This is a genomic window from Pseudomonas sp. SL4(2022), assembly GCF_026625725.1.
Taxonomy (GTDB): Bacteria; Pseudomonadota; Gammaproteobacteria; order Pseudomonadales; family Pseudomonadaceae; genus Aquipseudomonas.
In genome coordinates this window covers 3,129,331-3,142,103 of record NZ_CP113060.1, presented here as the reverse complement: position 1 = coordinate 3,142,103, position 12,773 = coordinate 3,129,331, and the positions used below count along the sequence as shown (strand labels likewise).

Genomic DNA, 12,773 nt, shown 5'->3' with positions numbered 1-12,773 from the left:
CATGACCCTTACCGCAAGCAACAAGCACCCCGAAGCCGCCGTGTACCGCGCCACCATCGGCGCGGGCGAACCCTTTCTCTGTGAAGTCAAAGCCGGGCAAACCCTGCGCCTGCTCGATCTGGAAGGCAATCAAGCGGTCGATACGCTGTTCTACAGCGCCGCCAACCCGCGCGAGCGCTACGACGTGCAACGCACCCTGCGCAAACAGAACCGCGTCTACCTGACCACCGGCAGCGTGCTGTATTCCAACCTGGGTAAGCCGATGCTGACCATCAGCGCCGACACCTGCGGACGCCACGACACCCTCGGCGGTGCCTGCGCCCAGGAAAGCAACACCGTGCGCTACGCCCTCGACAAGCGCTACATGCACAGCTGCCGCGACAACTTTTTACGCGCCAGCCTGCACGACGGTCGCCTGAGCAAAGCCGACATCAGCGCCAACATCAACTTCTTTATGAACGTACCCGTGACGCCCGAAGGCGGCCTGACCTTTGAAGACGGCATCTCCGCCGCCGGCAAATACGTTGAACTGATCGCACACATGGACGTGATCGTGCTGATCTCCAACTGCCCGCAACTGAACAACCCATGCAACGGCTACAACCCAACTCCGGCTGAAGTGCTGGTGTGGGATTGAAAAGCAGCGACAAGCTGCAAGTAAGAGCACCGTAGGGTGGATGTCGCTTTTCACATCCACCGACGCTTAGCAGCTGCCCCGTGGAGGATGGCCGCCCCGTGGAAAACGCTTCGCGGTTTTACACCCTACGAACTGAATGCCCACCCCGGACGACCGGGGTGCAGACCGAATACCGCGGGACGGCCCGCCCCTTTCGAGGACACCTCGAATGTTCGACAAACTGCTGATCGCCAACCGTGGTGCCATTGCCTGCCGCATCCTGCGCACCCTGCGTCAACTCGACGTGAAAGGCGTGGCCGTCTACTCCGAGGCTGACGTCGCCAGCCTGCACCTGCAGCAAGCCGATGAGGCGCATAGCCTCGGCGAAGGCCCGGCGGCCAACACCTATCTGGTCGTCGAGAAAATCCTCGCCATCGCCAAGCAAACCGGAGCCCGCGCGATCCACCCCGGCTACGGCTTCCTCTCGGAAAACGCCGCCTTTGCCGAAGCCTGCGAAGCCGCTGGTATCGCCTTTGTCGGCCCCACGCCCGAGCAACTGCGCGTCTTCGGCCTCAAGCACACCGCCCGCGCCCTGGCCAAACAGCATGGCGTGCCGATGCTCGAAGGCACCGAGTTGCTGGAAAACCTCGACGCCGCGCGGGTCGCAGGCGAGCAAGTCGGCTATCCGGTGATGCTGAAAAGCACTGCCGGTGGTGGCGGCATCGGCATGCGCGTGTGCCACAGCGCGGCGGAACTCGCCGACGCCTTCGAAGCCGTCAAACGCCTGGGGCAAAACAACTTCAGCGACAGCGGCGTGTTCATCGAGAAGTACATCCAGCGCGCCCGCCATCTGGAAGTGCAGGTGTTTGGCGACGGTCGCGGCGAAGTACTCGCCCTTGGCGTGCGCGACTGCTCGGTGCAGCGGCGTAACCAGAAAGTGCTGGAAGAAACCCCGGCACCCAACCTGCCGGTCGGCATGGCTGATGAGCTGTGCGCGGCGGCGATCAAGCTGGCCAAGGCGGTCAATTACCGCAGCGCCGGCACCGTGGAGTTCGTCTACGACAGCGAAGCAGGGCGCTTCTATTTCCTCGAAGTGAACACCCGCCTGCAAGTCGAGCATGGCGTCACTGAACAGGTGTGGGGCGTTGATCTGGTGCGCTGGATGATCGAGTTGGCGGCAGGCGATCTGCCCCCGCTCAGCGAATTGGCAACCACCTTGAAACCCAGCGGCCACGCCATTCAAGCGCGCCTGTACGCCGAAGACCCGGGCCGCGACTTTCAACCCAGCCCCGGCCTGCTCACCGCGGTGGACTTCCCCAAGGCTGACGGTAAAGCCCTGCGCATCGACACCTGGGTCGAAGCCGGCTGCGAGATCCCGCCCTACTTCGATCCGATGATTGCCAAGCTCATCACTTGGGCCGATAGCCGCGATGCGGCCAGCGCCGCTCTCAGCCAAGCACTGGCTGACACCGTGCTGTATGGCGTGGAGTCCAACCGCGATTACCTGCGGCAGATTCTGGTCGACGCACCGTTCGCCAGTGGCGAGCCGTGGACGCGCTGCCTGGAAGGCCTGACCTACAACGCCACGACCTTCGAGGTGCTAAGCGCAGGCACGCAAACCACCGTGCAGGATTATCCAGGCCGCCTCGGCTATTGGGCGGTTGGCGTGCCGCCGTCCGGGCCGATGGACAACCGCGCCCTGCGCCTGGGCAATCGCCTGCTGGGCAACGCCGAAGACGCGGCCGGTTTGGAAATCACCATGAGCGGCCCGACCCTGCGCTTTAACACCGATGCGCAAGTGGCAGTCACCGGTGCGGTCATTCCCTTGCAGGTGGATGGCATCGAACAGCCGCTCAATACCACGCTGCTGATCAAAGCCGGCAGCACCCTGAGCCTGGGCACTATTCAGGGGGCCGGCGCACGCAGCTACCTGTGCCTGCAGGGCGGCATTCAGGTGCCCGACTATTTAGGCAGTAAAAGCACCTTTACCCTCGGCCAGTTCGGCGGTCACGCGGGCCGCGCACTGCGAGCCGGCGATGTGTTGCATATCCCCGTTCTGAACCACGGCGAAGCCGGTGCGCAACTGCCCGTCGAGTTGTGCACCGCCCTGCCCGCCGTGCGCGAAATCCGCGTGATCTATGGCCCGCACGGCGCACCGGAATACTTCACCCCGGCCTATATCGAGACGTTTTTTGCCACCGACTGGGAAGTGCACTTCAACTCCAGCCGCACCGGCGTGCGCCTGATCGGCCCAAAACCGGAGTGGGTGCGCGACAGCGGCGGCGAAGCGGGTTTGCACCCCTCCAACATCCACGACAACCCCTACGCCATCGGCGCGGTGGACTTTACCGGCGATATGCCGGTGATCCTCGGCCCGGACGGCCCGAGCTTGGGTGGTTTCGTCTGCCCGGTAACCATCATCGAGGCCGATCTGTGGCAGCTCGGCCAGCTCAAGGCCGGTGACAAGGTGCGTTTTCTGCCGGTGGATATCGCTACTGCACGGCATTTGGCAAAAACCAACAACCTCGAGTGCACAGATCTCTGTAGGAGCCAGCTTGCTGGCGATCCTTCGATATCGCTGATCGCGGGCAAGGGCTATGACGCCCCCCTCGCTCCTACAACAGCCCATACCCTCAACTCCCCCATCGTCCTCGACATCGGCGAAGCCGATAAACGCCTGGTCGCACGCCTGTCTGGTGACACTCACCTGCTGCTGGAAATCGGTGCGCCTGAGTTGGATCTGGTGCTGCGTTTCCGTGGCCATGCCCTGATGCAGGCGCTGGAAGCCAAGCAACTGCATGGCGTGATCGACCTCACACCCGGCATCCGCTCACTGCAGGTGCATTACCAGCCGGAAACCCTCGCCCTTAACGATTTACTCGGCATTGTCGCTGGCGAGTGGGACGCGGTGTGCGCCGCACAAGACCTCAAAGTACCGTCACGCATCGTTCACCTGCCGCTGTCCTGGGATGACCCGGCCTGCCAGTTGGCCATCGACAAATACATGACCACGGTGCGCAAGGACGCCCCCTGGTGCCCGAGCAACCTGGAATTTATCCGCCGCATCAACGACCTGCCGAATCTGGATGAGGTGTACAAAACGGTCTTTGATGCCCGCTATTTGGTGATGGGCTTGGGCGACGTCTACCTCGGCGCGCCGGTGGCCACTCCGCTCGACCCGCGCCATCGCCTGGTCACCACCAAATACAACCCGGCGCGCACCTGGACCGCGGAGAACTCCGTGGGCATCGGCGGCGCCTATATGTGCGTGTATGGCATGGAAGGCCCCGGCGGTTACCAGTTTGTTGGCCGCACCCTGCAGATGTGGAACCGCTACCGCGAAGTGGCGGCGTTCGACGGCAAGCCCTGGTTGCTGCGCTTCTTTGACCAGATTCGCTTCTACCCGGTCTCGGCCGATGAGCTATTACGCATCCGCCGAGACTTCCCGCTGGGGCGTTATGAGCTGCGCACCGAGCACAGCGAACTGGCCCTGGCCGATTACCAGACCTTTCTCGACCGCGAGGCTGAGGGCATCGACGCCTTCCGTACCCAGCAGCGTGCCGCCTTCGACGCCGAACGCCAGCGCTGGATCGCCTCCGGTCAAGCGCACTACGAGAGCGAGGAAGTGGCCGCCGACCTCGACGAAGACGCCCCACTCGGCGCGGGCCTGCACAGCATCGACAGCCCTATCGCCGGCAACCTCTGGCAAGTTCAGGTGAGTGAAGGCGATCTGGTTAAAACTGGCGATGTGCTGGTGATACTGGAGTCGATGAAGATGGAAATACCCCTCCTCGCCCCGCGTGACGGCGTGGTGCGCGAGGTGCGTGTGCAACCCGGCTCGCCAGTGCGGGCGGGCCAGCGTGTGGTGGTGCTGCAAGAGGTTCAGTAGCGGTAAGATGGAGACGCCTCGCCCATCCACCAACTGCGGTCTCACCGCGGATGGAAAAAGCGTCAGCTACGCGCCCCGATCCACCCAACGCGCTAACGCCGATAACTGAGGATGCGCCCTTTAAACGGCGCATCCGTGTTATCCAGCAGGTTCAGGCCATCAGCCAACTGCAGATAGCCGTGTTCCAGCATATGCCGGGAAAACCGCGCGCTATTGCCACGCCCAGGGTCGACAATCAGCACCGCTGCATGGTGATTGCAATGGCGGGCGATAAACCCGGCCAGCAGCCTGGGGTGGTCGCGCTCGTAGAGCAGATCGCTGCCGATCACCAGATCGAACAGACCCAGTTGCTGATAGTCCTCGGCCCAGTCGCAGCGCTGATAAGGCACCGGCTCCAGTTGATTAAGCGCGGCATTGCGCAGTAGAAACTCCCCCGCCAGCGGGTGGTAATCACTGGCGGTGATATCCGCCCCCAGGCGCTGCAACACCAGACTGGTCAGCCCCAGGCCGCAGCCCAGTTCCAGGATGCGCAGCCCCTCAACCGCCATACCGCTCAGGGTTTGCGCCAGCACCTCGCCGGCCGGCCACAATTGGCCAAACAACGGCCAGGTGGCCGAGGAGATACCGGCCTGTTCGGCGAGGCCATCGTCATCGGCAAATTGCTGTTTATCGCGTAGAGAGCACAAGTGGAAATCCTCCACACCGATGCTCAGGGTGAAATAGCGAATGCGGTAGGGTACAGGCTGGCGGGGCATGGCGGCTCGATTGCTGGAGGGGCTGCAAACAGGGGCAGCTCAGCAAGGCGCAATGCAAACAACACAGAACGGGTCACCAAGGAGACTCTCATGGAGCCCCACCTTAGTCCGCCAGGGCCTGTGGCAGCAAGTAGCATGCTGGCCAACAAAGAAGCCCTTATGTTTCAGCAGCGCAGCGGCGTGCCGGAGGCTACAATGCGGCGATAAATTAACCAGCAGAGTTTTGCATGTCACAGCCCGCTCCCCTGAAGCATCAACGCTCCTTGATCGTGCTTCTGCTGGTTCTGCTCGGTTGCGGCTTCCTTGCCACGTCGCTGGCCAGTTATTACACCGCCCTCAACTCGATCCGTGCCGGGATCATCAATACTGAACTGCCGCTGACCTCGGACAACGTTTACTCGGAAATCCAGAAGGACTTGGTTCGACCCATCCTGATTTCCTCGATGATGTCCCGCGACACCTATGTGCGCGACTGGGTGCTGAGCGGCGAACAGGATTCCGAGCAGATCACCCGTTACCTGCGCGAGGTGCAAGAGCACTACGCCACGGTCACCAGCTTTTTCGTTTCCGACAAAACCCACACCTACTACCAGGCCAAGGGGGTTCTCAAGCAGGTCAAGAAAACCGAACCGCGCGACGACTGGTATTTCCGCGTGCGTGACATGCAGGCGCCCTACGAGATCAATGTCGACGTCGACATGGCCAACGACGACCGCCTGACTGTGTTTATCAACTACAAGGTATTCGACTACAACCAGCGCTTTATCGGCGCCACCGGTGTCGGCCTGACGGTGGATGCGGTGGTCAAGCTGATCGACACCTACCAGCAGCGCTATGAACGCAGCGTGTTCTTTGTCGACACCAGTGGTCGGTTGGTACTGACCGGTGCCAACGGTGGGCCGATGGGTGCCCGAGTTGGCCTGTCACTCAAAGAAATTCCCGGCCTTGAGGCGCTTCTGGAAAAACTGCCACACCCGCAAAGTGGGGATTTCGAGTACCAGGAGCATGGTCGCGACCACTTCCTCAATGTGCGCTTTATTCCTGAGCTGAACTGGTATCTGTTTGTCGACAAGCATGAAGACGGTGCAATCGCCGGTATCCGCAAGTCGCTGTACCTGAACCTGCTGATCTGTTTAGTGATCACCAGCATCGTCATCACCCTGGTCAGCCTGGCAATGGGCCGTTATCAACGCCGCATCAGCGCGCTGGCCACTACCGATCAGTTGACTGAGCTGCCCAACCGCCGCGGCTTTGATCTGCTGGCCAACCAGGCGGTACAGGAAGCCCGACGCAATCCCAACCCGCTGTGCGCGCTGATGCTTGACCTGGACAACTTCAAGCAACTCAACGACAGCCAGGGCCATATGGCCGGTGATGAAGTGCTGCGCCGCTTTGCCAGCGACCTGCGCAGCACCCTGCGCCAGTCCGACATCATCTGCCGCTGGGGTGGCGAGGAATTTATCCTGCTACTCAAGGACACCACACCCGAGCAGGCACGCGAGCTGGGCGAAAAAATCCGCCAGCAAACCGAGCAAAGCAGCATCAGCTTCAACGGCGCGCAGCTGCGCATCACCACCAGCATCGGCCTGGCGCAATTGCATGCCGATGAATCCCTGGAGCAGCTGATCACCCGCGCCGACCGCGCCCTGTACCGGGCCAAACAGGGCGGCCGCAACCGCCTGTGTGAAGAAATCGCGTGAGTGATGACACCCACCGCTGCCCCTGCTGCGGGCAGTTCAACCAATGCGCCCAGGCTGGCGCAGACGCACCGGTGAGCGAGTGCTGGTGTTTTAACGTACCGGTCGATGCCGCGCAGCTGGCCAAGCTGCCGCCCGAGCAGCGCAACCGCAGCTGCCTGTGCCCACGCTGCGCTCAGGGCTTGCCCGAACCCTCGGCTGACTAGCCATGCGCCTCGACCGTTTTCTTAGCAACCAGCCCCAACTCAATCGCCAAGCGGCCCGCCAACTGCTGGCCAACGGCTGCGTACGAGTGGACGGCGCGGTGGTTTGCGATGGCCTGTGCGAAGTCAGCCAGTTCAGCCGTATCGAGGTTGAAACCGAGCTGATGCAGGCCGGCAAAGCCGCACGCTATTTCATGCTGCACAAACCCATCGGCGTGGTCAGCGCCACCGAACATGAACAGCACCGCACGGTGCTGGACTTGCTCGATGAGCCCGACAAAAACGACCTGCACCTGGCAGGCCGCCTGGACCTGAATACCAGCGGCCTGCTGCTGATCACCAACGACGGCCAATGGTCACGCCGCCTGACCGAGCCGCGCAGCCGCCTGGGCAAGGTCTACCGGGTTGAGACCGAACAGCCGATCACTCCTGAGTACATTGCGGTGTTCGCCCGCGGCCTGTACTTCGCCTATGAAGACCTCACCACCCTCCCCGCCGAGCTGGTCATTCTGGATAGCCACAGCGCCCTGCTGACCCTGCACGAAGGCCGTTACCACCAGGTCAAGCGCATGTTTGGCCACTTCCAGAACAAGGTCATCGGCCTGCATCGCCTGAGCATGGGCGCCATCCAACTTGACCCGCAGTTAGCCCCCGGCCAGTACCGCGCCTTGACAGCAGCGGAAATCGCCTGCTTCTAAGACTGTCCGCACTCAAGTCACATACTTAGCTAGCTAACCGACAGACGGTTGTTCGATATTCCAATATTCACTTGCGTCAGCCCGAACGCGGCTGCTTAAATTGAACCATAAAGTCTTATAGTGACTTAATAGTCACATAAGCCATCTAAACGTTTCATCGGTTACTTGCGCACTGCGCGAAATGGGTTCCTGCCTGGTCAAAGACGCCACTCCACACCTGCTAAAGGGTGTGGACGGATGCTCTATTTCAGCCCTAACTAATTGAAAATAAATAACTTATAAAATCCTCCAGCCTGACATCCTGCTGTCACGTCCAGGCGCTTTCCTGACTGTCCTGCTTAGCCCGGTTCAACGGCACCGCCGTTTTGCCATGCCCATTTTTGCGCCAGGAGGAAACGACATGAAGCCAGCCACCGCTGTCGTCGATATACACAGGACGTTCAAGGTACACACGGAGTTCTATGCCAACCCCAGCGCGCGCAAGACCATCATCCTGATCAACGGCTCGCTGGCCACCACCGCCGCCTTTGCGCAAACCCTCAAATACCTGCAACCACAGTTCAATGTGGTGCTTTACGATCAGCCCTACGCCGGCCAGTCCAAGCCACACAACAGCCATATCCGACCGATCAGCAAGGAAGATGAAGCCAGCATTCTGCTGGAGCTGATTGAGCAGTTTCAGGTTGACTACCTGTTGTCGTTCTCATGGGGTGGCGTAGCCGCCATGCTGGCCCTGGCGCAACGCCCCGAACGCATCGAAAAGGCGGTCATCACCTCCTTTTCGCCACTGCTCAACGCACCAATGCTCGACTACCTGGAAAAAGGCATGACCTACCTGCAGGCCATCGACGGCGAGAATGTCGGGCGGTTGGTAAACAGCACCATCGGCAAATACTTGCCCTCTCTATTCAAACGCTACAACCAGCGCCATATCAGCAGCCTGGAAAGCCACGAGTACCTGCAAATGCATGCGCATATCAACCAGGTGGTGCACATGGACAACCACTGCCAGATGGAATGCCTGTCGGCCATCGACATCCCGCTGCTATTTATCAACGGCGAGCACGACGAATACACCGCTCCGGATGACGTGCGCCTGTTTGCTGAGTACCTGAGTGACTGCCAGTTCGCCACTATCGACAACACCGGGCACTTTCTCGACATGGAGCACAAGAAGGCCTGGCTGCAGAGTCAGTCCGTCATGCTCAAGTTCCTGCAGGCCCCGGCACGCACCAACTCCAGCTACCGTCCACAGCACGGCTTGCACCACGCGATAGCCGTATGAACCACCGCTACGCCCCAAGCCTGCAGCGCCCAGCCACAGATAGCCGCGCTGCAGGCTTCATTTCGGCCAAGACTTCCGGTATAAAGGCACCCGCTGCGGGTGTCGTATAATGGTAATACCCTAGCTTCCCAAGCTAGAGCCGTGGGTTCGATTCCCATCACCCGCTCCAAATAGCAGTTTCTAAAGCCCTGAATTCTCTACAGACTTCGGGGCTTTTTGCTTTTCGGCGTCAGGCAGTGTCGAAGAAGTGTCGAAGGTTGATTACAGACCTGGAAAGAGTCTGGCCAATGCGGCAAGACGGTCAAGCAAGCTTGCGTACGGATGACTGAGCATCATCGCGAAGGGAGCGCAAGTCGATTGCATCTTGGTTAAGGCGGTGGATGACACGAAGCATTTGATGCCTAAGGACTTCATCGCCTGTACGCTCTGCAGCGCGCATCAGCGCAATAGCAGCATCTTCGTTGTGGTCAGCAATGGCGGTGAGTGTCTTGCGTGTGTTGCGATTCAAAATCTTGCCCTCAAAGTGAAGACGGCAAGCTATTGGAAAAATATTTCGAAAAAGTTTCAGTTAGCAGCGACCAGACAAACGGATAGCTGGACTTGTAAGCAGTCATATATATGCAACAATTCTGGATCAGCATAGGCTCATCTGATTGTCATCAGGTGCTGCTCGTACCTTAAGTTAAGGCCAACGCTGTTGGTCTTTTTTTTGCTTAAAAATCGCTGTTCGATTCAATTCGCTGAAGGAGCTGGCATGAATATTTCGATTTCGAAGGTGATGGCAAAAGACGGAGAGCAATGGTCTGTAAATGCTGGAACCATTCAGCTCATGTTTAGAGATCAAGAGTCTGCTGTTGAGTTCTCAGAGAAGTTGAAAGATCGTATTGAGGCACCACATGACCTACCTGTAGCTCAGTTAGAAAAAATAGTTGAGGCGTTGGAAAGTGAGACTGCCTAATTACTGAAAACAACATCAGCTAAACTTTAAAAGCCCTGATTTCTAAAAAATTTCGGGGCTTTTTGCTTTCTGGCTTAGGTCGGTGTCGAAAAGTGTCGAAGATGGGATTACGGCGCAAAGCGTCCTGCTGGTGATCCGGGGCCAGGTGTGCATAGCGCATGGTTATGGTGACAGAGGAGTGACCAAGCACCTTGTGCAGGGTAAGGATGTTGCCGCCCGTAATGACGAAATGACTGGCGAATGTGTGTCAAAGCACATGGGTTGCCTGACCTGCAGGTAACTTGATCAATGTCGATTCCTGGACGCGGCTGAAATGCCGAATACAGTTCGGAAACGGGCCATGGGCCTTGAAGTAGTCAAGCAACGCCCTTTCAAGGTCTGGTTGGATCGGGATAGTACGAGTCCGCTGAGACTTGGTATTGAAGAGATCGATGTGCTGGTGAAAATCTATCCGCAGTACGTCCTATGGCTGGCAAGCGGTCAGATCGCCCCAGAGTCGGGCCAAACCAGCCCGGACTACGACGAAGCCAATCGAAACTTGAACCAACCCAACGCGGGATAGCGATCACCAAGGTAGCAACTAGACGCTGGTATGCCCGAGCACATGGAGCCAGGTGCGATTAGCCGGAAATACCCTCTAGATGGCAGGGCTAAGGCTTTAAGGTGAATAGTTCCAGCCAAGAACAAGTAGAGAAAAGCCGGAGACAAGAAAAAGGATTTCAAATCTTGTTCGATAGCGAGAGGAAATGGTTGAGAACTCTCGCATCCAGACCCCTGCTCCCAAGAAGGTTACAAAAGCGGTAAAGCACCAAGCTGGCACTCCGTGCAAGTGAGCGCCACGGCCACTTTTACCTACAAAATAAAGATCACCGACGATCAAGCCGTATACGCAATAAGCGAGTGCGCCACCGAATACAAGCCAAAAAATCGCCTGATAACTTCTTGAAGGGTATGGACGCACTATTGCTGTCCTAGCGTGGATGTAAGAGACGCCGCACGAGACGGCATGATCGGAGAGCCGAAGCTTGACAGGCCTCCAACTTGACTGGTGGGTTGGGCATCACGGCTTAGGCTCACTTGCAATAGAGGCTGCTAAATCCGCTACCGAGCGTGCCCGCTTCAATGATGATTGCACAGCACCTTGCGATCTTCGTTGCGTATACAAATGCGGTCGCTGTGCCAATGCTTTGAGGAGAATATTGCGGGTCTCGTCAAGGGCGATAGGTTGGATTTGAGTGTGCGTCAGCCTGATACGCGCTGGAATGTTGCCAAAAGACAGGAGCGCTGAAACAACCTGGATGAAGAGACCGATCTCCATGACGCGCTGCCAATCAACCCCTGCCAGCGTAACCTTCTCCACTGCTCTTGCAGAGCCGTCCGCGCAGATCAAAGAGTGCTTTGCGTTCCTTGTTCTCAAGTACTCATGAAAGGGGCAGGTTTCCAGATCTCGTTCACTCCATGCCGCGTAGGCGCTCACGCTTGAGCCTCGTTCGATAACTCCGACAATCGGAAATTGGAAATTACTCGATGAATTCATAATGCCCAACCATAGGTTATGGGGCCCGCTTTAGCCGGTCCTGAGTAAGCGAAGCGAGCGATTTGAACCGCCATAAATATTGGATGAAACGCATGTTGTTTTGGAATCTGATTTCTGCGGACTTCCATGCGCGTACATGCCTTTGTTTTCATGCCTAACGGTTGAGATGAGAGGCGGCGCCTTTTGCACCGCTAGCCAGCCTTGCTCTCGCGCTTGGCAACCAGCGCCATGGCCTCGCCATAACTCTGTGCTTGAAGCAAGGTTTTCTTGAATGACTTTCCGAAGCGGGCTCCAAGCACGTTGGATAGCGTGTTGATGAATTCGGCGAGCGACGGTTGGGTAACCTCGCCGAGAACTGGAGCTGCATAGACTGACCGCAGTACCAGGTGAGGCAGGCGCATGAGGCCTCCGAATGGCGGGACTTGCTCATACTCTTTGACCTTGTAAATGCGACCAGCTGAATCGGCGACGGTGAACTCCCCGGCCGCAGCCAACTTCTGTGTTTCAACGACCAGGCTTCTCGGGTGCGTACAGAGCTCAAGAGGCGACGAAGCAACAAACGAGTAACCTTTTCGCCAGAGCAAAACAGGGAACTGCAATTCAGACACAGCGCTCATGATGGGACTCGGTACGCGCATTCGCGACTCCTAATGCCTGAAATAAGCAGAGCCGCGAAGTGGCTCCGGCTTGAATGAATTGTTAGCTATGCTGCCAGTGGCAGATAAACCATACGAGCGCTCTAAAAGGTTGAGTAGATGGACATGGCTGCGTAGCGGGTCCGAAGGGTCGCAAGTGGCAAGGGAATCAAGGAGGCACACTGCCCTTTCGCTGTGATCCGAATCCAAATCTCTTTGGTGAGGCTCAATGATTTCCCGAAATCTTTCTACCGATATGCCCGGTTCTTTTGTATAGGTGTAGTAGTCGTACGAAATGTTCCAGACGACTGCGCTAAAAAACTTTCTTATACCGAAATAATTAGTGCGCACAAAAGTGAACAACCAAAGAGCTCCATTCGAGTCAACCATGTAACGGACCTTGTTATTAATAATATTGTGACGAGTCCGTACACTGGCTCCGGTGAAAACGCCATCAAACCCAGTAATTACGACGAGTTTTGCTGTCTAAACTCAATTAT

12 protein-coding genes, 1 tRNA gene and 1 pseudogene are annotated in these 12,773 nt (G+C 58.1%); 9 read left to right on the top strand and 5 right to left on the bottom strand.

What is annotated here, in order from left to right:
- Nucleotide 1: 1 nt before the first annotated feature.
- Nucleotides 2–637 carry an urea amidolyase associated protein UAAP2 gene (locus tag OU997_RS14845; protein WP_267807292.1) on the top strand — a complete coding sequence of 212 codons (636 nt, stop codon included), beginning with the start codon at nt 2–4 and terminating at the stop codon, nt 635–637.
- A 208-nt stretch (nt 638–845) separates the two neighbouring features.
- Nucleotides 846–4,505, top strand: a complete 3,660-nt coding sequence (gene uca / locus OU997_RS14840) for an urea carboxylase (RefSeq protein WP_267807290.1) — start codon at nt 846–848, stop codon at nt 4,503–4,505.
- Between the two features lie 92 nt (nt 4,506–4,597).
- Here the strand turns inward: uca and OU997_RS14835 are convergent, their stop codons facing one another.
- Nucleotides 4,598–5,260 (bottom strand): class I SAM-dependent methyltransferase, encoded by a 663-nt coding sequence (locus OU997_RS14835; RefSeq protein ID WP_108538082.1) that lies wholly within the window; start codon nt 5,258–5,260, stop codon nt 4,598–4,600.
- Between the two features lie 227 nt (nt 5,261–5,487).
- Here OU997_RS14835 and OU997_RS14830 point away from each other — a divergent pair, with 227 nt between their 5' ends.
- The 6 genes from OU997_RS14830 to OU997_RS14800 all read left to right on the top strand — a co-directional run bounded on the left by OU997_RS14830 (nt 5,488) and on the right by OU997_RS14800 (nt 10,101).
- Complete coding sequence (locus tag OU997_RS14830; RefSeq protein WP_267807289.1) at nt 5,488–6,960, top strand: sensor domain-containing diguanylate cyclase; 1,473 nt, start codon at nt 5,488–5,490, stop codon at nt 6,958–6,960.
- Nucleotides 6,957–7,163, top strand: a complete 207-nt coding sequence (locus OU997_RS14825) for a cysteine-rich CWC family protein (protein ID WP_108487791.1) — start codon at nt 6,957–6,959, stop codon at nt 7,161–7,163. Before OU997_RS14830 ends, OU997_RS14825 begins: the two co-directional genes overlap by 4 nt.
- Nucleotides 7,164–7,165: 2 nt before the next feature.
- Complete coding sequence (locus OU997_RS14820) at nt 7,166–7,858, top strand: pseudouridine synthase (RefSeq protein ID WP_108487790.1); 693 nt, start codon at nt 7,166–7,168, stop codon at nt 7,856–7,858.
- 400 nt (nt 7,859–8,258) lie between these two features.
- Complete coding sequence (locus OU997_RS14815) at nt 8,259–9,143, top strand: alpha/beta fold hydrolase (protein WP_267807287.1); 885 nt, start codon at nt 8,259–8,261, stop codon at nt 9,141–9,143.
- Nucleotides 9,144–9,238: 95 nt separating this feature from the next.
- Nucleotides 9,239–9,312, top strand: a tRNA-Gly gene (locus tag OU997_RS14810).
- Between the two features lie 585 nt (nt 9,313–9,897).
- Nucleotides 9,898–10,101, top strand: a complete 204-nt coding sequence (locus tag OU997_RS14800) for a hypothetical protein (RefSeq protein WP_267807285.1) — start codon at nt 9,898–9,900, stop codon at nt 10,099–10,101.
- 19 nt (nt 10,102–10,120) lie between these two features.
- Here OU997_RS14800 and OU997_RS20885 read toward each other — a convergent pair.
- Nucleotides 10,121–10,522 (bottom strand): annotated as a pseudogene (locus OU997_RS20885) (tyrosine-type recombinase/integrase); the annotation flags it as partial.
- On the opposite strand from OU997_RS20885, the gene OU997_RS14795 reads away from it, so the two are divergent.
- Nucleotides 10,442–10,663 (top strand): DNA-binding protein, encoded by a 222-nt coding sequence (locus OU997_RS14795; RefSeq protein WP_256583050.1) that lies wholly within the window; start codon nt 10,442–10,444, stop codon nt 10,661–10,663. The pseudogene OU997_RS20885 and the gene OU997_RS14795 sit on opposite strands and share 81 nt — an antisense overlap.
- Before the next feature lie 96 nt (nt 10,664–10,759).
- On the opposite strand, the gene OU997_RS14790 is transcribed toward OU997_RS14795, so the two are convergent.
- From OU997_RS14790 to OU997_RS14780, 3 genes are all read right to left on the bottom strand, one after another.
- On the bottom strand, nt 10,760–11,062 hold the full coding sequence (locus OU997_RS14790; RefSeq protein ID WP_146189410.1) for a hypothetical protein: 303 nt from the start codon (nt 11,060–11,062) through the stop codon (nt 10,760–10,762).
- Nucleotides 11,063–11,161: 99 nt separating this feature from the next.
- A complete protein-coding gene (locus OU997_RS14785; protein ID WP_146180702.1) occupies nt 11,162–11,578 on the bottom strand; it encodes a hypothetical protein in 417 nt (138 codons plus the stop codon).
- 251 nt (nt 11,579–11,829) lie between these two features.
- The gene (locus tag OU997_RS14780; RefSeq protein ID WP_267807282.1) at nt 11,830–12,255 is read right to left on the bottom strand and encodes a hypothetical protein; all 426 of its coding nucleotides are present in this window, start codon (nt 12,253–12,255) and stop codon (nt 11,830–11,832) included.
- Nucleotides 12,256–12,773 lie beyond the last annotated feature (518 nt).

Excerpts from the sequence above, each read along its gene's own strand:
- OU997_RS14795 (WP_256583050.1), top strand. The coding sequence starts at position 10,442 with ATGGGCCTTGAAGTAGTCAAGCAACGCCCTTTCAAGGTCTGGTTGGAT.
- OU997_RS14820 (WP_108487790.1), top strand. The coding sequence starts at position 7,166 with ATGCGCCTCGACCGTTTTCTTAGCAACCAGCCCCAACTCAATCGCCAA.
- OU997_RS14800 (WP_267807285.1), top strand. The coding sequence starts at position 9,898 with ATGAATATTTCGATTTCGAAGGTGATGGCAAAAGACGGAGAGCAATGG.
- OU997_RS14835 (WP_108538082.1), bottom strand. The coding sequence starts at position 5,260 with ATGCCCCGCCAGCCTGTACCCTACCGCATTCGCTATTTCACCCTGAGC.
- OU997_RS14845 (WP_267807292.1), top strand. The coding sequence starts at position 2 with ATGACCCTTACCGCAAGCAACAAGCACCCCGAAGCCGCCGTGTACCGC.
- OU997_RS14830 (WP_267807289.1), top strand. The coding sequence starts at position 5,488 with ATGTCACAGCCCGCTCCCCTGAAGCATCAACGCTCCTTGATCGTGCTT.
- uca (WP_267807290.1), top strand. The coding sequence starts at position 846 with ATGTTCGACAAACTGCTGATCGCCAACCGTGGTGCCATTGCCTGCCGC.
- OU997_RS14815 (WP_267807287.1), top strand. The coding sequence starts at position 8,259 with ATGAAGCCAGCCACCGCTGTCGTCGATATACACAGGACGTTCAAGGTA.
- OU997_RS14780 (WP_267807282.1), bottom strand. The coding sequence starts at position 12,255 with ATGAGCGCTGTGTCTGAATTGCAGTTCCCTGTTTTGCTCTGGCGAAAA.